The sequence below is a fragment of the Dietzia sp. NCCP-2495 genome (genome assembly GCF_026011735.1).
Taxonomy (GTDB): Bacteria; Actinomycetota; Actinomycetes; order Mycobacteriales; family Mycobacteriaceae; genus Dietzia.
Genome location: NZ_BRVN01000011.1, coordinates 52,883 through 75,086 on the forward strand (window position 1 = coordinate 52,883; position 22,204 = coordinate 75,086).

21 protein-coding genes and 1 pseudogene are annotated in these 22,204 nt (G+C 63.1%); 9 read left to right on the forward strand and 13 right to left on the reverse strand.

Features of this window, described 5'->3' with window-relative positions; genetic code table 11:
- Window positions 1-5 precede the first annotated feature (5 nt).
- The 7 genes from OPF83_RS11050 to OPF83_RS11080 form a co-directional block, all read right to left on the reverse strand.
- Window positions 6-215: a heavy-metal-associated domain-containing protein gene (locus OPF83_RS11050; protein ID WP_007625927.1), complete on the reverse strand. Its 210-nt coding sequence runs from the start codon at window positions 213-215 to the stop codon at window positions 6-8.
- Between the two features lie 377 nt (window positions 216-592).
- Window positions 593-1,867 carry an Ig-like domain-containing protein gene (locus OPF83_RS11055; RefSeq protein WP_182646105.1) on the reverse strand — a complete coding sequence of 425 codons (1,275 nt, stop codon included), beginning with the start codon at window positions 1,865-1,867 and terminating at the stop codon, window positions 593-595.
- A gap of 41 nt (window positions 1,868-1,908) precedes the next feature.
- Window positions 1,909-2,751 (reverse strand): F510_1955 family glycosylhydrolase, encoded by an 843-nt coding sequence (locus OPF83_RS11060; RefSeq protein WP_253702140.1) that lies wholly within the window; start codon window positions 2,749-2,751, stop codon window positions 1,909-1,911.
- A 110-nt stretch (window positions 2,752-2,861) separates the two neighbouring features.
- Window positions 2,862-3,494: a DUF305 domain-containing protein gene (locus OPF83_RS11065; protein WP_264887528.1), complete on the reverse strand. Its 633-nt coding sequence runs from the start codon at window positions 3,492-3,494 to the stop codon at window positions 2,862-2,864.
- Between the two features lie 76 nt (window positions 3,495-3,570).
- Window positions 3,571-5,118, reverse strand: a complete 1,548-nt coding sequence (locus OPF83_RS11070; RefSeq protein WP_264887529.1) for a multicopper oxidase family protein — start codon at window positions 5,116-5,118, stop codon at window positions 3,571-3,573.
- Window positions 5,119-5,472: 354 nt separating this feature from the next.
- Window positions 5,473-6,327, reverse strand: a complete 855-nt coding sequence (locus OPF83_RS11075; RefSeq protein ID WP_043568439.1) for a cytochrome c biogenesis CcdA family protein — start codon at window positions 6,325-6,327, stop codon at window positions 5,473-5,475.
- A complete protein-coding gene (locus tag OPF83_RS11080) occupies window positions 6,324-6,977 on the reverse strand; it encodes a TlpA disulfide reductase family protein (RefSeq protein ID WP_081615263.1) in 654 nt (217 codons plus the stop codon). The genes OPF83_RS11075 and OPF83_RS11080 overlap by 4 nt, the downstream gene beginning before the upstream one ends.
- A 191-nt stretch (window positions 6,978-7,168) precedes the next feature.
- Here OPF83_RS11080 and OPF83_RS11085 point away from each other — a divergent pair, with 191 nt between their 5' ends.
- The 3 genes from OPF83_RS11085 (at window position 7,169) to OPF83_RS11095 (ending at window position 10,282) form a co-directional block, all read left to right on the forward strand.
- Window positions 7,169-8,104, forward strand: coding sequence for a cation diffusion facilitator family transporter (locus OPF83_RS11085; RefSeq protein ID WP_264887530.1), 936 nt, complete (start codon window positions 7,169-7,171; stop codon window positions 8,102-8,104).
- 270 nt (window positions 8,105-8,374) lie between these two features.
- Entirely contained in the window at window positions 8,375-9,118 is a 744-nt protein-coding gene (locus OPF83_RS11090) for a M23 family metallopeptidase (protein WP_081615259.1), read from the forward strand.
- A 195-nt stretch (window positions 9,119-9,313) separates the two neighbouring features.
- Window positions 9,314-10,282 carry an SURF1 family protein gene (locus tag OPF83_RS11095; protein ID WP_264887531.1) on the forward strand — a complete coding sequence of 323 codons (969 nt, stop codon included), beginning with the start codon at window positions 9,314-9,316 and terminating at the stop codon, window positions 10,280-10,282.
- A 158-nt stretch (window positions 10,283-10,440) separates the two neighbouring features.
- On the opposite strand, the gene lnt is transcribed toward OPF83_RS11095, so the two are convergent.
- From lnt to OPF83_RS11110, 3 genes are all read right to left on the reverse strand, one after another.
- Entirely contained in the window at window positions 10,441-11,919 is a 1,479-nt protein-coding gene (lnt, locus tag OPF83_RS11100) for an apolipoprotein N-acyltransferase (RefSeq protein WP_264887532.1), read from the reverse strand.
- A gap of 313 nt (window positions 11,920-12,232) precedes the next feature.
- Window positions 12,233-12,598 (reverse strand): cytochrome b5 domain-containing protein, encoded by a 366-nt coding sequence (locus OPF83_RS11105; protein ID WP_132064181.1) that lies wholly within the window; start codon window positions 12,596-12,598, stop codon window positions 12,233-12,235.
- Complete coding sequence (locus OPF83_RS11110) at window positions 12,595-13,089, reverse strand: hypothetical protein (RefSeq protein WP_223210127.1); 495 nt, start codon at window positions 13,087-13,089, stop codon at window positions 12,595-12,597. Before OPF83_RS11110 ends, OPF83_RS11105 begins: the two co-directional genes overlap by 4 nt.
- A 747-nt stretch (window positions 13,090-13,836) precedes the next feature.
- Here OPF83_RS11110 and OPF83_RS11115 point away from each other — a divergent pair.
- Entirely contained in the window at window positions 13,837-14,301 is a 465-nt protein-coding gene (locus OPF83_RS11115; protein WP_253701791.1) for a M23 family metallopeptidase, read from the forward strand.
- Window position 14,302: 1 nt separating this feature from the next.
- On the opposite strand, the gene OPF83_RS11120 is transcribed toward OPF83_RS11115, so the two are convergent.
- A complete protein-coding gene (locus OPF83_RS11120) occupies window positions 14,303-15,460 on the reverse strand; it encodes a cell wall metabolism sensor histidine kinase WalK (RefSeq protein ID WP_264887533.1) in 1,158 nt (385 codons plus the stop codon).
- Entirely contained in the window at window positions 15,457-16,155 is a 699-nt protein-coding gene (locus OPF83_RS11125; protein ID WP_264887534.1) for a response regulator transcription factor, read from the reverse strand. Before OPF83_RS11125 ends, OPF83_RS11120 begins: the two co-directional genes overlap by 4 nt.
- A 367-nt stretch (window positions 16,156-16,522) precedes the next feature.
- On the opposite strand from OPF83_RS11125, the gene OPF83_RS11130 reads away from it, so the two are divergent.
- The 5 genes and pseudogenes from OPF83_RS11130 to OPF83_RS11150 all read left to right on the forward strand — a co-directional run bounded on the left by OPF83_RS11130 (window position 16,523) and on the right by OPF83_RS11150 (window position 20,600).
- Complete coding sequence (locus tag OPF83_RS11130; RefSeq protein WP_264887535.1) at window positions 16,523-18,112, forward strand: cytochrome c biogenesis protein ResB; 1,590 nt, start codon at window positions 16,523-16,525, stop codon at window positions 18,110-18,112.
- Window positions 18,109-19,113 (forward strand): c-type cytochrome biogenesis protein CcsB, encoded by a 1,005-nt coding sequence (ccsB, locus tag OPF83_RS11135; protein WP_264887536.1) that lies wholly within the window; start codon window positions 18,109-18,111, stop codon window positions 19,111-19,113. The genes OPF83_RS11130 and ccsB overlap by 4 nt, the downstream gene beginning before the upstream one ends.
- 239 nt (window positions 19,114-19,352) lie before the next feature.
- Window positions 19,353-19,862 carry a DUF2771 family protein gene (locus tag OPF83_RS11140; protein WP_007626376.1) on the forward strand — a complete coding sequence of 170 codons (510 nt, stop codon included), beginning with the start codon at window positions 19,353-19,355 and terminating at the stop codon, window positions 19,860-19,862.
- A pseudogene (locus tag OPF83_RS11145) lies at window positions 19,861-20,061 on the forward strand (ATP-binding protein); the annotation flags it as partial. The gene OPF83_RS11140 and the pseudogene OPF83_RS11145, both read left to right, overlap by 2 nt.
- A gap of 110 nt (window positions 20,062-20,171) precedes the next feature.
- A complete protein-coding gene (locus OPF83_RS11150) occupies window positions 20,172-20,600 on the forward strand; it encodes a four-helix bundle copper-binding protein (RefSeq protein WP_007626378.1) in 429 nt (142 codons plus the stop codon).
- A 174-nt stretch (window positions 20,601-20,774) separates the two neighbouring features.
- On the opposite strand, the gene OPF83_RS11155 is transcribed toward OPF83_RS11150, so the two are convergent.
- Window positions 20,775-22,196, reverse strand: a complete 1,422-nt coding sequence (locus OPF83_RS11155; RefSeq protein ID WP_375546253.1) for an NADH-quinone oxidoreductase subunit N — start codon at window positions 22,194-22,196, stop codon at window positions 20,775-20,777.
- Between the last annotated feature and the right edge of the window lie 8 nt (window positions 22,197-22,204).

Genomic DNA, 22,204 nt, shown 5'->3' on the forward strand with positions numbered 1-22,204 from the left:
TCGCGTCAAGAGGTGACGGTGTAGCCGGCTTCCTTGACGGCCGCGACGACCTGCTCGTCGGTGAAGCCCTCGCCGGAGACCGACACCGTTCCGGTCTTGCTCGAGGCCTCCACCATGGAGACGCCCGCGATTTCGCCGACTTCCTCCTTGACCGACGACTCACAGTGTCCGCAGGTCATGCCCTGGACGGTGTACTCCTTGGTGCTGGTAGCCATGACGGCTCCTTCCGTTGACGGGTGTAGTTCGTTGAGACATCCGATGGCTCGGATCAATCCGAACACCAATGAATCTATACCCCGTAGGGGTATTGGTCAAGGGTGATGTTCGCTTGTGTCCGCGGCTCACTCCGCCTGCACTCTGATCGCCCGGACGCCGTATGGATTGACCAGTAGGCGGGCGCAAGAGCCGTGGCGGCAAGGTCTTTGGAAGCGCGGAGACGAGCTCACCGTGCTGGCGGTGCAGCGCGAACCAGGCCCTTGCCGCCGCAGTCGAGCAGTTCGTCATAGAGACGGGCGACGCGTATTAACGCAGGCCAACACCCGGCCATGTCTGTATCCGCAACCAATTGTTCGGAACCCTGGCCGAGGGCCTCTTAGGCTAGGTCGGCATTTCCAGCACGCCAGGTTTCCCACGGGATGTTCCAGTCGCCCAGCCCGTCGGTCCCGGGAAGCGTCGGTCCGACGGTATTGATGACCTTGACCACGTCGCCCCGGTTGCTGCTGTTCTGGAACGACTTGGCGTAGGCGTCGGTGACATTGATACAGCCGTTACTGACGTTGGTGAAGCCCTGTTGTTCAACGGACCATGGGGCGGCATGGACGTAGATCCCGCTGTAGGACATCTGGGTGGCCCAGTTGACTGAAAGCCGGTAGCCGTCGGCCGAGTCGACCGGCACACCAAACGTCGATGAATCCATGATGAGCGATTCGTATCGGTCGCCGATGTAGTAGGTGCCGTTCGGGGTGGGTGTCGATGCCTTTCCTAGTGAGACCGGGCTACTGCTGACGACCTCGCCATTGATTCGGGTCGTCATTGTCTTGGTGTTGTCGTCGATCGTGGTGATGACCTCGTCGCCGATCGTGAAGTTGCTGTTTGCGTCCTGGGCTCCGTAAAGGCCTTCGCCCATATCGGTGCCGTAGATGTTGACGTCGACGTCGACCTCGGTGCCCGGTGCCCAGAATTCGGCGGGGCGCCAGCGAACCTCCGAGGGCGACACCCAGTAGAAGGCTCCTTCGACGGCGGGGGTCGTGGTGACCTCGATGGCGTCCTGGACGGCCTTACGGTCGCCGACGGCGGACTCGAAACGCACCGCGACCGGCTGCGCGATACCTACCGTGTGGCCCTGACCGGTCACCAGGCTCGCGCTGGTGGTCGAGTTCGGGACCACGGTGCTGAACGAGGACGAGTCTGTAATCGTCTCACCGTCGTCGTTAGTAGCGCTCGCCTCGATCGAGTAATCCCGGTTGTAGCCCAGAGTCTCGGTGGTGCGCCACTGGGAGCGTTCCGCGTTGAACTCGCCTTCGACCTCGCGGCCTTCTTCGTTTGTGACCGTGACATCGTCGAACGCACCGTCTGTCACATCCAAGACGATCGGTTCCCGCGGCGTCGCGGCCACTGTCCCATCTTCGAACGAGGTGTGAATGACGGCCGCAGCGGCGGGGGCTTCTTTCGGTGCAGCGGCCGTCGAGGTGTCCTCGGTATCTCCGATCGTGCACGCGCTCAGCCCTACTGCGGCCACCAAGGCCACCGCGACCGAGGCAAGCCGTTTCGCCGGTGTGCGCTCTGGTGCGGCTCCGCCTGCGAGCATCGCTTCTTTCCTCACCACTTCTCCCTCGAGTTCGTATGCGTTCTGACCGGTAGTTTCCATTCCGTCTTCGGTCGGCCTTGGTTTGCGCCGCCGACGACGTTTCAGGGAATCGTTAATGTATGAAATGACCGTCCATCAGCAGCGTAGGCAGTGTCCTGGTCCGCGGCGATGATGGCTTCGACATCACCGACAACTGGTCCCTGCTGCCACTCATCGTCGTTGACGTTCTTGCGCCAGGCGGTGCCGTCGGTATCGATCCCCCAGAGGGTGCCGTCTTCGGCTGCAGATATCAGCAGGAGTTCGGGAGCAGCTGGTACTGATGCGAATGTGCGCCCGATGTCGGTGCTGAGTTGTAGGCCTCCTGCGGTTGTGGCCCAGATGCCCTCGTCGGTAATCGCCAATGCTCTCGCGGCTATCTCGATGCCGTCGGTCCAACTGACGCCCGAGTCGGTGGACGTTCGAATTCCGTTGGCGGTGTCGAATCCGACAAGGGTGTTTCCGTCAGTGGTCAGGGCGTGAAAGTCGACTTCGCCGGAGAGGGATTTCGTCGCCCACGACTGGCCGCCGTCGACACTCTCGATGAGTCCGAGAGGATTGGGGGCGGAGCTTGACGGGCCGGGATGGCCCGAGGCGTAGAGGTTATCCGTCCCGGGCGCGCCTGTGAGCCCCATGAAGTCGTCGTCGGCGTCGCCGACGCGGGTGGTCGCACCATCGGGGTTGAGGACGAAAAGCCCCGTATGCGTGCCGGCCAGCACCCTTCCCTCAGCATCGAGGTGGAGTCCGTGCACATGGTCAAGCGCGGGTGTTAATGCGGTGCCGACCGTCGATGAGGCGTCCCCGGATTCGGGTGCTGGCGTCTGCTGCGGGCTTGAACACGCGGTCGCGGTGAGAGCCGATGCAAGGATGGCTATTGGGGTCCAGGCCCGCTTTCGGTGCGAAAGCATGAGTGCGTATCTCGTTTCTGGCAGGGACAAGAAAATGTGTTGATGTCCAGACGGTCTCCGGCGGGGTCGGACTGCCATCGACCCCGCCGGGAATGCGAGCCTTCGTTTTTTTACATGGAGTCGAGCATCTGCTGCATGGTGTCGATTTCCTGCTGCTGGGTGTCGATGATGGTTTGCGCCAGATCGACAGCCGGCGGGTACGTGCCGTTCTCCACCTGGTCTTCGGCCATGGCCACGGCACCTTCGTGGTGGGCGATCATCTGGTTAAGGAACAACTCGGCAGCCTCAGGGCCGGGAGCGTCGGACAACTGCTGCAAGTCCTCATCGGAGAGCATGCCCTCCATCTGCGCCATGTCATGGTCACCGCCCATGTCCATGTCCATGTCCATGCCTTCGGGCTGCGTCGGCTCGCCCCACTGCTCAAGCCAGTCGGTCAGCTGCGCGATCTCGGGCCCCTGGGCCGCCTTGATCTCCTCGGCCAGCGAGGTGACGTCGGCGGGGACATCATCCTTGGACAAGATGATGTCGCTCATCTCGATGGCTTGCTCATGGTGGGGGATCATCATCTGGGCGAACATCACGTCAGCCTCGGAATGCTGAGCTGATTCCTCTGCCTGCTCGGTGGTCGAACTCCCGCTGGTCGCAGTGGTCTCGACGGCGGTCGTGGTCTCGCTGGCCGTGTCGGTCTCGTCGCTGGTGCAGGCGGACAGCCCCAGCAGGACCGCGGCGGCAGCGGCGGTCATCACAAGCTTCTTTCGATTCATCTGGGTTCCCTTTCTTCTGCGGACTTTCGGGCCCGCGAGTGGATCACCTTGCCGGTCAGGCGAGGTAAGACAGAGTGGTCATCATCCCGGCCTCTTGGTGATAGGCGTTGTGGCAGTGCAACGCCCACTGGCCAGGATTATCGGTGTCGAACTCGATCTCAATAGTGCGCATCGGCCGAATCGTGACGGTATCCTTGCGAAGCCCGCTGTCCGCGAGCGCGAACGTATGTCCGTGCAGGTGCATCGGGTGGAACATGTCGGACATGTTCCGCATCCGCATCCGCACCCGCTCCCCACTGTTGACCTCCAGCGGCACCGAATCCGGGTGGACTTGGCTGTTGAGGGTCCACCGGTACGGCGACATCGTCCCGCCCAGGTCAACACTGTGGTACCGATCATGACTTTGGCTAGACAGACGTACTGCCTCGCTGGGGGATAAGTCGGTACCCAATAGCGGACGCCGGTCCACTTCGACTGGTCGGGAATTCGTCGGGAGATCGCCCGCTGCTGTACGTACAAGGGCCTGCGCGTGGCCATCCTTGCCTTCGGGCTGAGCGAACAACGGGAACACGCCGTCGCCGAGCGTGACCACAACATCGAACCGTTCACCCATACCGATCAGAAGAGAATCGGTGTCCTCGGGAAGCACGGGAAAGCCGTCAGTGTGAGTGACGGTCATCCGGTGCCCGCCAAGCGCGACCCGGAACGCGGTGTCGGCCCCGGCATTGACGAACCGGATGCGCACGCGTTGGCCCCGCGACGCTCTCCAAACGTAGGGGTCGACAGGGAGTCGACCATTGATCAGAAAGTGCGGGTAGGTGACATCCCCGGCGCTGCCGAGGATGGGGGACATCATCGACCCCTCACCCCCGTGCATGTCCATCATGTCGTGGTCCATCCCCTGCATCCCGACATCTGCGGTGTCGGCACCGATGCCCAGATCACGGGCGACATCGTCGGGAGTCCGACCGGTCCCGTCGACCCAGTCGTCAAGGACCACGAGCCATTCATGGTCGTAGTCGCCGGGCTCGCCCGGATCATCGATGATCACCACTCCGTACAAGCCCCGATCGAGTTGCAGACCCGAATGTGAGTGGTAGAAGTACGTGCCCGGGTCTGGGGCGGTGAAGTCGTAGGTGAACGTGGTGCCTGGTGCGATCGGGTCCTGCGTCAACCCGGGAACCCCGTCCATGTCGTTGCTCATGGCGATCCCGTGCCAGTGCACGCTGGTCTCCTGGGGCAGCTGGTTGTCCACGGTGATCTGCAGCCGCTCTCCAGCTTGGGCCCGCACCAGTGGGCCTGGCAATTGTTGGTCGTATCCCCACGTTGAGACGACTCGGCCACCCAGATCAACGTCGACCGGACGGGGGGTCAACTGCGCAGATACCACCGTTTGTCCGGGGGCGCGTCGCTCCTGCTCAAGCCGCCTCACGAGATCTGACGAGGCTCCCACGGGACTGCCCGTGGCTGCTCCGGAACCAGAACATGCAGTCAGAGCGCCGGCGCCGGCGAGAAGCGATCCGGCCAAGAAAGACCGGCGGGAGACCAGCACGCGCGGCGCACGTCTTAGCGCACCTGCCCGCCCCGTGGCGTCAGCGTTCATCATGATCGGCGTTTCGCGAAGTCGCGGTCCCTACGTGAGATCCGAAAGAGATACCGGAAGAGACGACCCCAGTAGCAGGAGAGTGAGACCCGCGTAGGTGCCGATGCCCTCCGAAAAGACTGGTCGTCAAGGCCAGAACCATCGCCCAGAAAACGAGTACGAACGCGATCAACAGGACGATGTCTATCCAGTTCATACCGTAAAACCACCCCATCAGACTCAACTCCTTGCCTGTCTTAGAAACTCGATTCTGCGGGGCGAAATGCGAGATCTGGGTCATCGTTTCGTCAAGATCTGATCAAGGTTCTTTTCGAACAGACTTGACTCGAGTTAGGAGAGACCATCGGAGCACTGTCAGATCGGCAAAGTGGTGTCTGAGACGGCGAAGTCGCGGAGCCAGTACACGAACTGCGTCCATATGCCGCTGAGCAGCAAGATTCCGACGACAATGAGCATGATGCCGCCGACGATCTGAATCGTTCGCGTGTGTCGTTGCAGCCAGCCCACCGTGCGGATGGCTCTCGTCGAACCGAAGGCCACCACGATAAAAGGCAGTCCGAGCCCCAGGCAGTACGCCACGATGAGCAGTACTCCGCGTGCGGCGTCGAGTCCGGTTCCGGCGGCCACCGACAACGCCGCTGCCAGCGTCGGTCCGAGACACGGCGTCCATCCCAGGGCGAAGACGGCGCCAAGTAGCGGCGCGCCCGCCCAGGTGGAAAGCGCTTTCGGCTGCATTCGAGTGTCCCTCTGGAGGGCGGGTATGGCCCCGATGAACACCAGACCCATCAAGATGGTCACCACACCGCCGAGCCGCTGCAGCAATTCTTGCTGGGGGGCGAGGTATTGCACGGTGCCCAGCACCATCGCCGACAGCAGCACGAAGACCACCGTGAATCCAGCAACGAATAGCACCGCGGCGAGGACGACTCGTCGTCGCGATGACACCCGCTGACGCTGCTGTTCAAGAGTGAGCGTGCTGGCTTCGGCGCGGCGTTGCTCGGCGGCTTGCACGGTCACCGCCGGGCGCTCTGCACCCACGATGCTGGCCATATATGCCAGATACCCGGGCACGAGCGGGACTACGCACGGCGAGGCGAACGAGACGAGTCCCGCAAGGACACATGCTCCCAACGCGAGAAGTAAAGGCCCGGAAGCAGCTGTTTGTTGGAACGTCTGGCCAATGGATTGCGCGATCAGCACCGTGTTCATGCAGCGTCGCTTTCAGCAGGCTCGGCCAGCAGTCTCTCGATGACCGGCTCCAACTGGGTGTCGGTGACCTCTGCTAGATATACCGCAGCGACTCGGTGCTGTTTGTCGAGAATCAGTGTCGCTGGCACCACCGAGGTGGGGAAACCATGTAGCGCTGCCACCGCGGCCTGCGATGGGTCCCAAATTGAGGGATAGGTGACCCCGTTGTCCTTGATGAAGTCGACAGGCTTTTGCCGATTCGGGTCGCGCAAGTTGACGCCGAGATTGGTGAACCCTTGCGCCTGGTACTTGTCCTGTAGTCGCTGCAGGTCGTCGGTTTCCGTCCGGCAGGGAGCACACCACTGACCCCACAGGTTGATCAGCACCACCTCGCCAGGAAAGTCTGCGACCGCCACAGTGGCCTCCGGATCTACTACTTCCGGGCCAGACATCGGCGCGATCTTCTGGCGGTCCGCCGGCGGATCATAGAAGATCTCAATCTGGCCGCCCGGGCTGACAAAATCGAACGTCTCACCTGAAGCGACGGCATCAGTGCCGCTAGCGCAGCCAGTAAGTACAAGCGAACTCACCACCACTGCGGCCAGTTGGCATCTTGCCCGTCTGCCCCAGCTACCGGGCTGCGCACCCTTGCCGAACACATCCGTCGTCATCACAGCATCAGCACCACTCTTGCCTGCACAGTCACACCGGACGATTGTGCCGCCCCTACCCCATTGGTTCGGTCGGGGTTCGATGAAGGTCTGATCAAGATTCCCAAGAGAAGCTGTGGGCACCGCGAGACCGATGCATAGTGTGCAGCTGACACGAGAACCGGATTCCGAGTGCAAAAAAGGAGACCCCCATGGCGCATGGGCATGGTGGACACGGGGAGGTGCAGGCTCGTGGGTGGGGTATGGCTATCTCGGCTTGGCTGACGGGAATCTACTTCGTTATCGAGTTGGCGATCGGGCTGTGGACCGGCTCGGTTGCGGTGATCTCGGACGCTTTTCACACCTTCTCGGCGGTCGGTGGTGTCCTAGTCGCCATCTTCGCTGCTCGACTCGCCCGCCGCCCCGCAGACGAAAATCGCAGCTTTGGCTGGTACCGCGCCGAGATCGTAGGCGCGCTGGTCAATGGCGGTTTCCTGCTAATCATGGCGATGGTGGTGATCGTGATGGCTGCCATGCGCATGAGTGCTCCGGTTGACCTGCCCACGACGCCCATGCTGTGGGCAGCCGCGGGAGGCTTGCTTACCGAAATCGTCGCTCTGAGCCTGATCTGGAAACAAAGCCGCAGCGACATGAACGTTCGTGGCGCGTTGTGGCACATCATCCAGACCTTCGTCGGCAGCCTGCTCATCATCGTCACCGCACTAGTGATCAAGTTCACCGGGTTCTTGCTGATCGATCCGCTGCTCGGTTTGGCGTTCGGCTTCGTGCTTGTATGGGCAAGCTGGAGCATCCTGCGCGACGCCACCCATCTGCTCATGGAGGGCACACCCGACGAGGTCTACCTGTCTGACGTGACTGAAGACCTGGCAGCGATAGATGGGGTGGAAGACGTCCATCATGCCCATGCTTGGGCACTAACCAGTGGACGTTTCGTGTTCTCCGGCCACCTGCGCACCTCCGCAAGCGCCGATCCGCAGATCGTTCTCCAATCCGCCTCCAACTTGCTTCAGGATCGGTACGGCTTCTTCTTTTCTACTGTGCAGGTGGAGACCGACTGTCCCGATGAGTCTGCGGCAGCAGCGATCGACATCACACGTCCGGCGGGTACGAGGAGGGGGCAGGAGTAAGGACCTTGATCCTGCTTGCGTTGATCGTGGTTTAGTCACCCGGGACGATTGCGGGGTGGCTCCGGCCGGCCCGCGTTCGAACCAAAAATCACGTCGGGGTAACGGTCGGGCGATGCCGTAGATGAATAACAAATGGCGTATGAACTGCTGATTTCTGGATTCTCAGGAAACTCTCCGTGACCGGACGATATGCAACTGTTACCGTTTCGGGAGTCTCCAGTGGTCGTCGGTATGAAGCTGCGACCATCGCTTAAGTTGAAGGAATCAATCATGTCGAGCTCCTCCAAGAGCGTTCCGTTCGCCGATCTCATGGACTCGCTTGGTGTGGGCCACCGCATCTCTGCTGGTGGGCGTCATCGCGCCAACCGATCCAGGGGAGTGGGCCGGATCGCCGCCACCACGCTGGCTGGCGCCGCAATCGCCGGTGGCGCGGCGCTTAGTGTCGCCCCTGTGGCCGCTGCCCAATCGTCTGATCCCGAGCACGTCGGACAGATGGTCGAAGAGGCTGCCGCCCGCTATGGCATCGGAGCTGACGCGGTCCGCCAGTATGCAAGTCAGGCCCCCGGGCTGAGCCAGGCGCTCGGATTCGATACTGCTCAGTCGTCGTCTTCGGCGTTTTCGGTCGCCAGCCAAGCTCACAGGCCGACTGATGGAACGATCACCTCTGGCTTCGGCTCGCGGTGGGGCGCTAACCACAATGGCACCGACATCGCTGCGCCGATCGGCACACCCTTGTATGCAGCCAAGTCCGGCACGGTCGTGGCCTCCGGCCCCGCTTCCGGTTATGGGTTATGGATTCGCATCAAGACCGATGACGGCTATCTCTTGGAGTATGGCCACAACAATGCCAACTACGTCACCGAAGGCCAGCAGGTCACCGCCGGCCAGGTGATCGGTGAAGTCGGTAACCGTGGCTACTCGACTGGTCCGCATGTGCACTTCGGCGTACAGAATCCCGCCGGCCAGTGGATCGACTCGGTGTCATGGTTGGCCGCGAACGGCGTCGTCATCTGAGGACGTAGACAACGACCTGCTGCTCGACACTTCCGATCCAGGCCCGGATGCCACAATTCGGCACGCAACACGCTGATCTCGCCGGATCGGAACCATCCCTGCCGACAGTGGCGGGAGGCGGGCACGATTAATGATCGCCGGAGCTGGTGCCGGCAGGAGGGCCCCGATGCCGACCGTCCTACCACCACGCCTACCGTGAACGGCGTGCAGAGGGTCTTTCGCGTGATGACGCCGGGGTGGTTGATTTCCTTCATAGCCGTCGCACTGTTCGTCTATACGTGCTTCACACTGTTGGCGCCATGGCAGTTAGGCAAGAACGAGGATTTGAAGACGCGCAATTCCCAACTTCTTCACAGCGTCGAAGCCGATCCAGTGCCGTTGACGGAATTGACGGCGCGGGACGCGCCGTTGGACGAATCCGAGTGGCATCGGGTCACAGTAACCGGTCGCTATCTGCCCGAAGACGAAGTGCTCTTGCGGCAGCAAGCTGTCGACGGGGAACAGGTTTACCAAGTTCTCAGCGCATTTCGGACCGAGGGCGGCGATGATCTGCTTATTAATCGTGGATGGGTTCGCGTTGGCGAGAACAACACGGTGCCGACCTACCCGGCCGCGGTAGCCGATCCAGTGACCATCACCGCCAGGCTCAGAATGCCCACCGACACCCCGGCCGAACCGATAGTTCTGCACGATCGTCACATGGTGCGCTCCATTGAAACCTCGACGATCGGTCGGGTTCTGGATCTCGATCTTGCTGGCTATCATCTCCAGCTCCCCGGAGGTCAACCAGGATCACTCGAGCCAACTCCGATACCGGAAGTCGAGGCGGGTTCGTACCTGTCCTATGGGCTTCAATGGCTTGCATTCGGAGTTCTAGCGCCAATTGGGCTTGGCTACTTTCTGTGGAGTGAAATCCGGGAGCGGCGCCGCCAACGTAGCCAGGGCAACGACGAGCAAGGCAGCCTAGGCGACGGTGCTGTGGGACCTGGTGACAGGGATATCGATCCTGATGTCGTATCCGGTCATATTGCTGAGGTGGATGCGGCCACGGAGGCAGTGGCCCATGACCGCCTCGTAACGATGACCGTTCGTGATCGCTACGGCACCAGATTTGAGGCTGAACGCCGACGGCGTCTACGTCCGAGAAATAGGCTCGATTACTGAGTCCAATCCTCGAGCTGGCTCTCGCCCTTACCTCGCGGGAGCTCATCAATTTCTCGCCCTCGGCGCCCTGCCCGACATGCTCACGTTGAGCGCCTGCAGCCGGCCCGGCCGACGACGGGTCCGCTCCCGATATCGGCGCGCACTCATGGCCGGGGATCTCAGCCCCGCCGACGGCGGCTAGCAATCCACCCCACCAGCATCGCGAATACTGCGGTGACCGTGATGATGAGTTCAGGAATTGAACGTAATCGGGTGGCAAGTGTGAACTCGGTATTGAGCGGGACCTGTGCGACGAGGGCATCGGCAGTGAACATTTCGGTCTGCTCGAGGACATCGCCATTCGCCGCGATAATCGCGCTGACACCGCTGGTGGCCGCTACCACCACCGTGCGGTTGTGTTCGACAGCGCGCAGCCGCGACATCGCCAGCTGCTGATAGGTCATGTCGGTATCGCCGAAGGTTGCATTGTTCGTTGGTACCGCGATCAACTGCGCCCCCGACCGAACCGACTCGGCCACCAGATCATCGAACGCGACCTCATAACAGGTGGCCACAGCGAGCGGTGTCTCATCGATGGTCACCACACCATCGCCGTTACCGGGCACGAAGTTGCCCGCCTGCGCGGCATAAGGCGAAAGCTTGCTCACGATCGATCGCATTGGCAGATATTCACCAAATGGAACCAGTCGTCTTTTGTCGTGCGCATCGCCAGGTCCTGTTCCTTGCTCCCACACCAGCGCTGTATTTCGGGTGGTACCGGAGCCAGTGGACACCACCGCCCCCACAAGGATCGGAGCGCCGATCGTCTCTGTGGCCGCATCGATCCGCTCTGCAGCGTCGGCATTGCGAAACGGGTCGATGTCTGATGCGTTCTCCGGCCATATTACCAGATCTGGTGCGGGCTTCACTCCCGCGGCGACCTCGGCGGCGAGAGCGTCGGTACGAGCCACATGATTGTCCAGTACAGCGCGCCGTTGCGCGTTGAAATCCAGACCGAGTCGGGGCACGTTGCCCTGGACTAGGGCAACCGTTTTAGAGGGGGTGGTGACCGCTGCGGTAGGGACGGGCATCGAGCCGAGTGCAGAGGCGGTCACAAGCATCGACCCGAGCAGCGACACCGAGCGCCAGGCGGAGCGCCGAGCAAGTCCGACGACCACTGCAGCCGTCGCGCTGCCCACCAGTGCAACGGACAGGCTCACCCCTGGCGCCCCAGCGATCTGAGCGATCGCCAGCAATGGTCCATCAGTCTGACCGAACGCCAGCCGGCCCCAGGGAAACCCACCGAAGGGCAGGCGCGCTCGAACCGCTTCGGTGGCCACCCAGCAGCACGCGATCCACAGTGCAGCCCCGGGCAGCCGCGCCACCAGCGCGGTGGCCCCAGCGAAGACAGCGACTGCCACGGCCTGTAGCGCCGCTAATGCTAGCCAGGGGACAGCGCCGACATAAACCCCCACCCAGGGCAGTAAAGGTACGAAGAACCCGAGACCAGCCAGGTATCCCAATCCGAACGCGCCGCGCACGCCGATCCCTCGGACCGACAGAACCAAAATGGCAAGACCGGCCGGGGCGAGAAACCACAAGGATAGAGGCGGGAAACTGGTGTACAGCAGTACTCCTGCGCCCAATGACGACACCATTCGACCAAGCGCACGGCCGACGGGGTGACTATTTAGCCACCGCCGAGAAGACGTTGACCGCGAGTGATTCGGGGTGGCCCCGCCCATCCTGAGGCCGACTGCTGGCAGTACCACCGATTGCGGCCCACGGTTCTTCTGTCGTGTTGTCATGTCACGCTCGCGAGGTGCGCTCTCGTCTTCCGCAGAGGTCGCGGGGGGAGCGAATCGAACCCGTTCACGGCCTCGCTGAGTCCACACGCGCGGCCCCGGAGCGGGGCCCGGCACATGCCTCCGACCGGGACGCACAGAGCGGATCGGAAGCATATCTGCCGGGTCACCCGGCGAGCTGCCCGATCTGGAACTCGGCGAGCCGCGATTGTGGCCCGGACGCTCCACTGTGCTGGTCGGTGAAACTCTCTGTCCCGTCTGTGCCGCACAGCTGCTCGATCCGGTCCGGCCCGCCCGGGTGTTGGTCGACCCACGCGGTGAGGTCGTAGACGATGTTCTCGATCACGGTCCAACACGAGTCGGTCGAATCGTTCTGCTGGACCTCGGCCATCGTGACCTGTTTCTCGGCTCTCTCGCCCGTCTGGAGCTGCTCTGCCTGCTCTGGCGCGCCCGTGTCGTTCCCGGCGCAGCCCACAGCTAGGAGCAGGGCGGCGGTGGAGCCGGAGGCGGTGAGTGTCCTGCGCAGTCTCATTCGATCTCCTCGTATAGTGATCTACCGAAAGTCCAGGCGGCCAGCCACGTACACAGGACCGTGAGCACCAGTGCTACGCCGATGTGGAATGCCAAGGTCGAACTGCCCCCTAAGCTCGCTTGGGCGAACGTGGCCCCGAACAGGACGAGGGCGACGACTGCAGCCCAGCGACCTCGCCGTGTAGCCCACGCGCGCCACCCTAGAACCAGAGCCAGCACGCCGGTGAGGACATGAAGGGCGATGGCGGCCGAGCTGTGGACGTCCAGACTGGTGCCGTCCTGGACCAGCACCCCTGCCGAAGTGAAGAGGAGTCCGAGGGCGCTGACTGTCACTAACGCCACCGCTCGTGCGAGCAACAACAATCGTCCGGAAATCTGTAAATCTTGTGATCGCGACACTTTCCCTTTCTCGAGCTGCTCGTCCACTTCTTCGTGGTGGGAGGCGGCCGGCGACCCGCCCCACTTGTCCCCCAATGCCGCACGCACTGTCACATCTGGAGATTGTGCTGTGCTGACCTCTTGATTCGGTCGAGGTTTGATGAAGGTCTGATCAAGATCCCGGACGTGACGGTCGCTGACGCGGTGCTGATTTGGTGCGCGGCCAGTTGGGGTGAACCTGGGTGAAGCCTGTCAGGACGTCCAGCCTCCGAAGGCCTTCCCATGTCGCCCACGTAGTCCCTGACACTCGCAACAGGCAGCTTGATGAACGCTGCCAGAGGCTGTGGTCAGAGGGAGACTCTAGGCACGATGCACGCTGGTGGGGGCCGCTCCCGGTCGTTCTTCGACACGGGTGACGAGGCCCCCACTTCTTGCGACGGGGACTCTGCTCGTCTAAGTTCGAGCAGAAGTCACATCACGAAACCATCACGATATAGCGGCAGGGGAGACACGGCGGCAGTGGAGCGAAGACGTGCACACCGCAAGGAACACCCTTCAACTGTCGACATCTGGGCGAGTTCTGGTCGCCCTCGAGGTGGCGGTACGCATCGCCAACCCTCCGCCCGGCCCGAGTTACGCGATCAGGTCGTCGTCGTCACGGTCGCCGCCGGGGCCATCGTGTCCTCGATAAGTTTTCTAGTGGACCAGCACACAGAGGCTGGTGGTGAGCACATTCACCTAATCGCGCACGAGGAGTCGATCAGTCCTGCTGGCCAGTCTGGAGACATAGCCCTTCCCCCGGCTGAACTGCCTGGGCCCGTTGCGGTGCAAGGCGACCTCCCGCTGGAGAGCGCTGCCGCCATGGTGTCGTCATTGGCGGCAGGCACCGAAATCGACGCTCGCCGGCAAGTTGCCGAGGAGACCGCGCGCCGTCCAACAGCAGCGATGCCGACAGTCGGGACCCTCACGTCTGAGTTCGGCCAACGCTGGGGCTCGCTCCACGGCGGCATCGATATCGCAAACGCGATCGGAACCCCGATCGTGGCGGCCACTGACGGGACCGTCATCGATGCCGGCCCGGCGCAAGGGTTCGGCAATTGGGTCCGACTGCTGTCGGATGAGGGCACGATGACCGTTTATGGACACATGGAAGAGGTTCTCGTGTCCACGGGCCAGCGTATACAGGCTGGACAGACGATTGCCCTCATGGGAAGTCGTGGCTTTTCCACCGGTTCACACTTGCACTTCGAGGTGTGGTTGAACGAGGGACGGGAGCGCGCCGACCCCATCGAGTGGCTCCGGCAAAACGGTATCGCGACCAACTGAGTCAGCCCTTGGAATGAGCCGGGGTCTGCGGTAAGGAGATCGTGAATCGGGCGCCGCGGCCGAGCCCGTCACTGTGAACGCGGATATGGCCTTCGTGGGCTTCGACGAGTGCACGGGTGATGGTGAGTCCGATGCCGCTTCCTCCGTGTGCCCGGTCGCGTGCGGTGTCGACGCGGTAGAAGCGGTCAAAAATGTGGTCGAGGTGCTGCGCTGCGATGCCTTCACCAGTGTCGGCGATAGTGATCTCCACGTTCCCGTTGTGTAGGCGACTGGTGACGGTGACCATCCCACCTGAATCGGTGTGGCGGAGCGCGTTGTGCAAAAGGTTGGTCAGGACCTGGTTGATTCGATCACTGTCGACAGTGATCGGTACTGCCTGATCAATACGCGCTTGGAGCATCACATTCTTGTGCGAGTACTCGGGGCGCAGGGCGTCGATCGCGGCCGCGATGATGCTGCGAGTGTCGGTACCGATGGGGATGAGACGCGTGAGGTGTTCTTCGGCTCGGGACACCGCGCTGACGTCGTGAGCGAGCCGGCCTAGCCGACCAGTCGCGGTTCGCAGAATGCGCAGCGTGTCGTCGTCGAGTGCACGGACACCGTCTTCGATCGCCTCAAGGTGGGATTCGAGCGTGGCCAGGGGAGTCCGCAACTCGTGTGCAAGATCTGAGAGCATCCGTCGGCGTGTGGTTTCGGTGGCATCTAGTCGTCGTGCCAGTTCGTTGAAGCTGACGACAAGATCGTCGAATTCACGACCTATTCTCGGCTCGTGCACTCGTGAGTCGTATTGTCCACCGGAGATCTGCTGGACTGATCGGGTGACCGGGGTGATCGATCGTTGAACGCGGCGGGCGATGTAGCCGCTGACAGCCAGCGACAAGATCACCGATACCGCCAGTGCGATCGACCAAGACAGCATCATTGACGAGTTGAATGCCTCCTCCATATGGGCTGCTTCGGAGGAGTTCTGTGACAGTCCGGCCATCTCCAGATGCTCGTGGAAGATCCCGGGGGCAAGTATTGCGGCGACGACCCAGGCACTGACTGCGAAACCGATCATCACAAAAGCGAGCGCCGCCAGTAGCCGGGTACCGAAGGTGGCAGTGGTGAACCACCGCTTGAGGCGCGTCACGTTGTCACCCAGGTCGATCCGGCTCACTGACCATCTCCGGTGCGGTAGCCGACACCGCGGACGGTGCGGATGTATGCGCCCCGGGACGCAGTGTCTCCGAGCTTGCGTCTCAGGTGCCCGATGTGGACATCAACCAGGTGCGTGTCGCCGACCCAGTCAGACCCCCAGATGGCACTGATCAACTGCGTCCGGGACAGCGCCAAGCCGGGGTCTCGCGTCAGTGCCGCCAAGAGGTCGAACTCGGTCCTGGTCAACTGAACCGGGGTGGTGTCGACGGTGACCTCGCGGCCTTCGACGTCGATCGCCAGTGCCCCAATCCTTCGCAGCTCTCTGTGTTCGGAGGCCGCGGACGGGGAGCGTAAGGCTGTAGACGATCGAGGACGGCGCAGCATGACTTGGATGCGGGCCATGAGCTCTCGTGGGCTGAACGGTTTGGTCATGTAGTCGTCGGCTCCCACGGACAGTCCGATGAGGGTGTCGACCTCCTCGGTGCGGGCGGTGAGCATGACGACATACGCATCGGAAAAGGTGCGCAACTGGCGGCACACTTCGACGCCGTCCAGTCGCGGAAGGCCGAGGTCTAGCACGACGACGTCGGGATCGACTTGCCGGATCAGGTCGACTGCGTCCTGCCCGTCATGAACGACCGTGAGGTCGAAGCCGTCACGAGTCAGATAGGTACCGATGAGGTCGGCGAGCTCACGCTCGTCTTCGATGACCATCGCCCGCAACCCTGCGGTCGCGCGAGTGGTCGGTGACTCACCTTCAGGTCCGGCGTCTCGAGAATCGGATGTGGACATAAGGCCAATCATCGTCGTAGGTCTGCCACTGGCGCCTACCGCGTGCTCGATCTTGATCAGACCTTCATCAAACCCCGACCGGATCAATGGGGTCAGCGAAGGACAATCTCCAGATGTGACTATGCGTGCTAGAGCGGTGCTGATGATGCTATGAAGCCGGCGACGCCCCACCGGAGCTGCCCCTCGATCCGGCTCGTCGCACCGGGAACGGCAGAGGGGACTCAAATCAGTGCCTAGGATAGCTCCGGTCACCGCGTTCCTGCGCAACTCATGGCGCACTCTCACCGCGATGCGCACGGCATTGATTCTGCTATTTCTGCTGGCGGTGGCGGCGATACCGGGGGCACTCCTGCCGCAGCGCAGCCTCAACCAGGGAAACGTCAATCAGTACATCGCGGACAACGGCTGGCTGGGGGAGTTCTTCGACAAGCTCCAGCTGTTCGACGTGTTCTCCAGCTGGTGGTTCACAGCCGTGTACGTGTTGCTGTTTATATCCCTGGTGGGCTGCCTGACACCGCGGTCGATTGATCTGGTCAAACAACTCAAGGCCCCGCCGCCGCTCGCCCCGCGTAACCTTGCACGCCTGCCGCATCATGCGGCGTACCGGACCACGGCCACGCCGGAGCAGGCCGCGGACCAGGTCCAAAAGAGCCTCAAGGGCTGGCGGGTCCGTCGCAACAACGGGGACGGTCGCGTGTCGGGCAGCATCGAGCTGTCCGCGGAGCGCGGATATGCGCGCGAGGTGGGCAACATCCTATTCCACTTCGGCCTGCTATTCCTGCTCATCGCGTTCGCGGCCGGCAAGTTCGTGTACGCGGAGGGCATGCGGGTGATCATCGCCAACGAGGAATCGCCAGCCTTCTGCAACACCACGCCTAGTGCGTACGACTCCTTCCGGGCTGGTCTGCTGGTAGACGGCACTGATTTGGCGCCGTTCTGTATCAAGGTCGAAGACTTCCGTACCGACTATCTACCTAATGGCCAGGCGGAGATGTTCACCTCCAACATTCGCTTCAGCGAGGAGGTCACTACCACCGATCCAGACACATGGGATCCCTACACGTTGCAGGTGAACCACCCGCTGCGCATCGGCGGCACCCGTGTCTACCTCCAAGGTCACGGCTTCGCGCCCACGTTCACGGTCACGTTCCCCAACGGCGAGACCCGTACAGACACAGTGCAATGGCAACCGACGGACCTGTTGACTTTTCTCTCCTCCGGCATCATGCGCTTTGATCCGCCAGCCGGCATGTACCCGGACATCGACGACCGCCTTGAGCAGCAGATCGCCATCCAGGGGCTGTTCGCACCGACCGCCTCGTTCGACGGCACCATACTCAGCTCCCGTTTCCCGCGGATGGACGACCCGGCGGTGGCGATCGACGTCTACCAGGGCAACGCCGGCCTGGACAATGGCGGCGCACAGTCGATCTTCTCGCTGGACCCCGACCTTATGGAGTCGGGCGCGTTGGAGCGTAGGGCCCGCGTCAACCTCATGCCCGGCGAATCCACGACCTTGCCCGATGGCACCGAGGTTCGCTTCGACGGAGCCGACGAGTTCATCAACATCCAGATCTCGGAGGACCCTACTCAGATCTGGGTTGGCGTGTTCGCTGCCGTCATGGTGGGTGGACTCGTCCTGTTGGTCCGTCGCCGAAGGATCTGGGCACGGATCATCGTCGACGGGGCCCAGGCGACCCGCGTCGACCTGGGTGGCCTCGCTAAGACGGACAGATCGGGCTGGGGCCGGGAATTCGATGACCTCCGGGACCGGCTGGTCACCATTGCTACTGCTACACCCGTATTTCCCGAACCTGGCGACACTGCATCTAGTCGAGGCGACGACCCCGACGCTTCGTGGAAGGACAACATCCGGTGAACACTGTAATTCTCGCGCAGGGACTGCCTGTCAACGAGACGCTCTCCACCTACAGCGACCTGGCGTATAGGTCCGCGTTCGGTCTATACGTGCTGGCGCTTGTCGCATCGTTGATCTACTACGCCGGATTCCGGGTAGCCAAGGTGACTAAATCAAGCCGGAACCTAGTGGGTGCCGGTGGGCCCGGGCTCACAGAATCAACCTCTCTCACCGACACCGGAGACGAGGACCGTGAGTCCGCAGGCAGTGTCCGCTGGGCACGGATCGCACAGCTATTCATCATCATCGCCTTCCTCTTCCAAGCGGCTGCGCTGATCCTGCGCGGGGTGGCCACAGGTCGCTTCCCGTGGGGCAACATGTACGAGTTCATTCTGGCCACCACGCTGCTGGGAGTGGGCGCCGGGCTGATTTTCCTGCGCAAGCCGGCCCTACAGGTGGCCTGGCCATTCGTACTGGTACCGGTTCTGATCCTGCTGTTTTTCGGCGGCACCAACCTGTATTCCGAAGCCTCTCCCGTCGTGCCGGCACTGCAGTCGTACTGGCTGCCCATCCACGTCTCGATCATCTCGCTGGGATCGGCCATACTGCTGATATCCGGCGTCGCCTCGATCATGTACCTGATCCGGGTGTGGCAACCGCAGGGTCAGGAAACGGGCTGGAGCTCTGGGCTTTCCCGCCCACTACCGCATGCCGACACTCTCGACCGACTGGCCTATCGCACCGCTGTGATCGCATTCCCGATCTACAGCGTGGGCATCCTGCTGGGCGCTGTCTGGGCCGAGGGCGCGTGGGGTCGCTTCTGGGGCTGGGACCCAAAAGAGACTGCCTCCTTCGTCTCTTGGGTCCTTTACGCCGGCTATCTGCACGCCCGTGCCACCAGTGGCTGGGGCCCCAAGAAGGCCGCTTGGATCAACCTCGCCGGGTTTGCGGTGCTCGTCTTCAATCTGTTCTTTATCAACATCGTGGTCTCCGGTCTGCACTCCTATGCTGGCCTGAACTGAACGGTTGAGGAGCACTTCGCAGCCTCGATATCTGCTTTAGAAAGCGCAGCATCCAACTCCGCGCAATGAAAGAAACGGGGCCGGCTATCGCCCCGGTCCGACTCGGGCAGGAGACGCTTTTTGGCACCGTGCGAGGCGAGCCGGGTAACCACACTGGGCTAGGTGGAACCGTTCGCGGCACCTCGGGGAAGCCGGTGGCTCCCTGAGTCCGACTACGAAGAGATCGGCAGAACGAAACTGTGAGCTCCCGCAATGAATCCGAACTGACCGGCCGCCGTGTCCGCCCGGCCACCTGGGCGATCCTGGCGTGGATGATCATCATGATCGCCGCCATCCTGGGGGCGTGGAAGGGGTCGGAAGCCCGGTTCGGTGTGCTGTCGGAGATCACCGTGGCCACCGACCGCAGCACCGTCAAGGCTCTGCCCTTCACCGCGACCGACCTGGACGGCAACTCCTTCACCAACCCGGTGCCCGAATTCGTGGTGCGCAGCGAGCACACACTGACCGTCCGATTGTCCACCGAGCTGCGCGAGTCGACGATGAACGTCTACGAGGTGCGTCAGGGCGGTACCAACGAGTACATCGTCGAGGCTGGCGGTGCCGGCGAGCTACTCATTCCGGTGAGCACCCCGGAGCATGGCCCGATCGAGGGCCTAGCCATCCGGTCGGTCCCGATCTTCTATGACAAAGCCGGTGAGCCGTCGATCCTCAACGGCGAATGGTCCGTGTCCTTCGTCTACGAGGACTGAGCGCCCCAGTGGCGGCAGCGGTATCGGCCTGACCATCACTCGCGCACTCGTCGAAGCCCACGGCGGGAACATTCGAGCGCACAGTGACGGGCCCGGCCGAGATGCAAGTTTCACTGTCGAGTTTCCGAGCTCTGGCCGCTCTCCCACTAACCGAACTGGCATTTCCGGCGCGCAAGTGGCCGGGCCCGGTCTGATTTGACCGAAGAAGGGAGTCAGCTTATGTGTCGACCGACGTGGCGCTACCGCCTGCTCTACCGTGCGCGGACGGCGCCTTGCCCACGGCCGGGACCGGCGACGGAGGACGATCTCGTGCTGCGGTACGCCACGATCGCTGATCTTGGCGCGACCGCGCAGTTGCACGTTGAACAGCTACCGGCCGGTTTCTTCCCCGGCCTGGGGCCACGATTCATGCGTCGCTGGCACCGGACCTACCTTGATTCCCCGCACGGCGCGGACGCCTGCTTGGCAGAAGAGGCGGTTGCCGACCTGCGGAACTGCATCCGTACCAATCTCGACTGCGCCGATGTCTGCGTCGCCACCGCTTCCGTCCTGAGTCGGCGAACGGGCAGCAACCTGACCGTGGTCACCGAGTTGCTCAAGGCCTGCCGTGCCGCGTGCGCTACTTGCGCCGAAGACTGCGAGGCTCACGCCGACATGCACGAGCACTGCAAGCTGTGTGCTGACGCCTGCCGTCGTTGCGAAAAGGCCTGCAGCGACCTCCTCAGCGCCATTGGCTGAACCCGCGGCGCCGCTGTAGTCGTTGCTCGACTGGGTGTGCGACTTAGGTCCTACGGCGACAACCGACGATCTAGGGGGTTCTCTCCTATAAGCGGGCTCTCCTGTACGGCCCCCGGCTCCCTCCCGCACCTACTCGACGCCCCTTCCGGCTGGGGAAGGCTGCCGCTCCCAGCCCTACAGGATCCCGGGGCCGTCGAGGGCAGCCCACAGGACACCGGCCAGGACGCCCAGCGCCAGGCTCGCGGTCGCGGCGACCGCGGCCGTGACGGCCGGCCAGGCGGCCATCCCGCCGCGTCCGGGGAACTCGGCGGCTTGGGAGTCGGGTCGGGCGAAGACGGGGGCGAACCAGCGCAGGTAGTAGAAGAGGCTGATCACGCTGTTGACCACCACCACCAGAGCCAGCCACCCGTGACCGCCGTCCCAGGCGGCGGTGGCGGTGGTCAGTTTGCCCACGAAGATCGCCAGGGGCGGGGTGCCCACCAGCCCCAGCAGCGCCACCAGCACGGTCAGTCCCAACCCTGGGCGGGAGCGGGCCAGCCCGCGGTATTCGGCGAGCGTCCGGTGCTCGGGCAGGGCAGCGGTCACGGCAAAGGCGGCGACGTTGGTCACGGCGTAGGCGGCCAGGTAGAACAACAGCGAGGGCAGGGCCAGGTCGCTGCGCCCGGCTGCGGCCACGGGCACCAGCAGGAACCCCACCTGCGCCACGGTCGACCAGCCCAGTAGCCGGCGGGGATCGGTCTGCCAGTAGGCGGCCAGGTTGCCCAGGAACATCGAGGCGGTGGCCAGTAGGGCGGCGACGAGCAACCAGGAATGCTCTTCGGCGGAGACCGTGGCCACCAACCGGTACACGGCCACCAGCGCGCCCACCTTGGGCACGGTGGTCAGGAACGTGGCGGCGGTGACCCCGGAGCCCTGGGCGGCGTCGGGCACCCAGAAGTGCATCGGCACCCCGCCGGCCTTGAACAGCAGCCCGGCCAGCACCCCCAGGATGCCTGTCCCCACGGCGGCGTCCGGTGCGGTGGGCAACGCCTCCCGGAGCAGGGCGTAGTCGGTGCCTCCGGCCAGGGCATAGAGCACGGTGACGCCCAGCATCAGCAGGATCCCGGACAGCGCCCCCATGAGGTAGGTCTTGACCGCCGCCTCGGCGCCCAAGCGGCCGCCGGTGAGTCCGATGATCCCGTACAGCGGGATGCTGGCCAGCAGGAATCCCACGATCAGCACCAACAGGTCGGTGATCCCGGCCAGGACCATCACCCCGGTGGTGGCGAAGAGCAGCAGGGCGTAGGTGTCGGATTCGCGCGGGGAGTCCTTGAGCTCCCCGGAGGCCACCCCCAGGATCAGCAGGGTGGCCAGGGTGGCTATCACCCGTGCGGCGCCGGTGGCGGTGTCCACGGCAAAGGTACCCGCAAAGGCGCTTTGCGCAGGCCCGGCCATAGCCACCGCGGCGGCGGTCGCGGCGCCCAGTAGCGCCAGGGCGGCCGCGGCGCGGGCGATCCACTGGCGCTGCCGGGGGAGGAACGATCCGCCCAGTAGCACCGCCAATCCGCCGGTAAAGACGATGATCTCGGGCAGCAGCAGCCCGGGGCTCATCTGCATGGAGGCGT

What these genes read in the sequence shown, in the direction of transcription:
- OPF83_RS11050 (WP_007625927.1), bottom strand. Translation starts at nt 215, where the DNA reads ATGGCTACCAGCACCAAGGAGTACACCGTCCAGGGCATGACCTGCGGA.
- OPF83_RS11055 (WP_182646105.1), bottom strand. Translation starts at nt 1,867, where the DNA reads ATGGAAACTACCGGTCAGAACGCATACGAACTCGAGGGAGAAGTGGTG.
- OPF83_RS11060 (WP_253702140.1), bottom strand. Translation starts at nt 2,751, where the DNA reads ATGCTTTCGCACCGAAAGCGGGCCTGGACCCCAATAGCCATCCTTGCA.
- OPF83_RS11065 (WP_264887528.1), bottom strand. Translation starts at nt 3,494, where the DNA reads ATGACCGCCGCTGCCGCCGCGGTCCTGCTGGGGCTGTCCGCCTGCACC.
- OPF83_RS11070 (WP_264887529.1), bottom strand. Translation starts at nt 5,118, where the DNA reads ATGAACGCTGACGCCACGGGGCGGGCAGGTGCGCTAAGACGTGCGCCG.
- OPF83_RS11075 (WP_043568439.1), bottom strand. Translation starts at nt 6,327, where the DNA reads ATGAACACGGTGCTGATCGCGCAATCCATTGGCCAGACGTTCCAACAA.
- OPF83_RS11080 (WP_081615263.1), bottom strand. Translation starts at nt 6,977, where the DNA reads ATGACGACGGATGTGTTCGGCAAGGGTGCGCAGCCCGGTAGCTGGGGC.
- OPF83_RS11085 (WP_264887530.1), top strand. Translation starts at nt 7,169, where the DNA reads ATGGCGCATGGGCATGGTGGACACGGGGAGGTGCAGGCTCGTGGGTGG.
- OPF83_RS11090 (WP_081615259.1), top strand. Translation starts at nt 8,375, where the DNA reads ATGTCGAGCTCCTCCAAGAGCGTTCCGTTCGCCGATCTCATGGACTCG.
- lnt (WP_264887532.1), bottom strand. Translation starts at nt 11,919, where the DNA reads ATGGTGTCGTCATTGGGCGCAGGAGTACTGCTGTACACCAGTTTCCCG.
- OPF83_RS11105 (WP_132064181.1), bottom strand. Translation starts at nt 12,598, where the DNA reads ATGAGACTGCGCAGGACACTCACCGCCTCCGGCTCCACCGCCGCCCTG.
- OPF83_RS11115 (WP_253701791.1), top strand. Translation starts at nt 13,837, where the DNA reads ATGGTGTCGTCATTGGCGGCAGGCACCGAAATCGACGCTCGCCGGCAA.
- OPF83_RS11125 (WP_264887534.1), bottom strand. Translation starts at nt 16,155, where the DNA reads ATGGTCATCGAAGACGAGCGTGAGCTCGCCGACCTCATCGGTACCTAT.
- OPF83_RS11130 (WP_264887535.1), top strand. Translation starts at nt 16,523, where the DNA reads ATGCGCACGGCATTGATTCTGCTATTTCTGCTGGCGGTGGCGGCGATA.
- OPF83_RS11155 (WP_375546253.1), bottom strand. Translation starts at nt 22,196, where the DNA reads ATGCAGATGAGCCCCGGGCTGCTGCTGCCCGAGATCATCGTCTTTACC.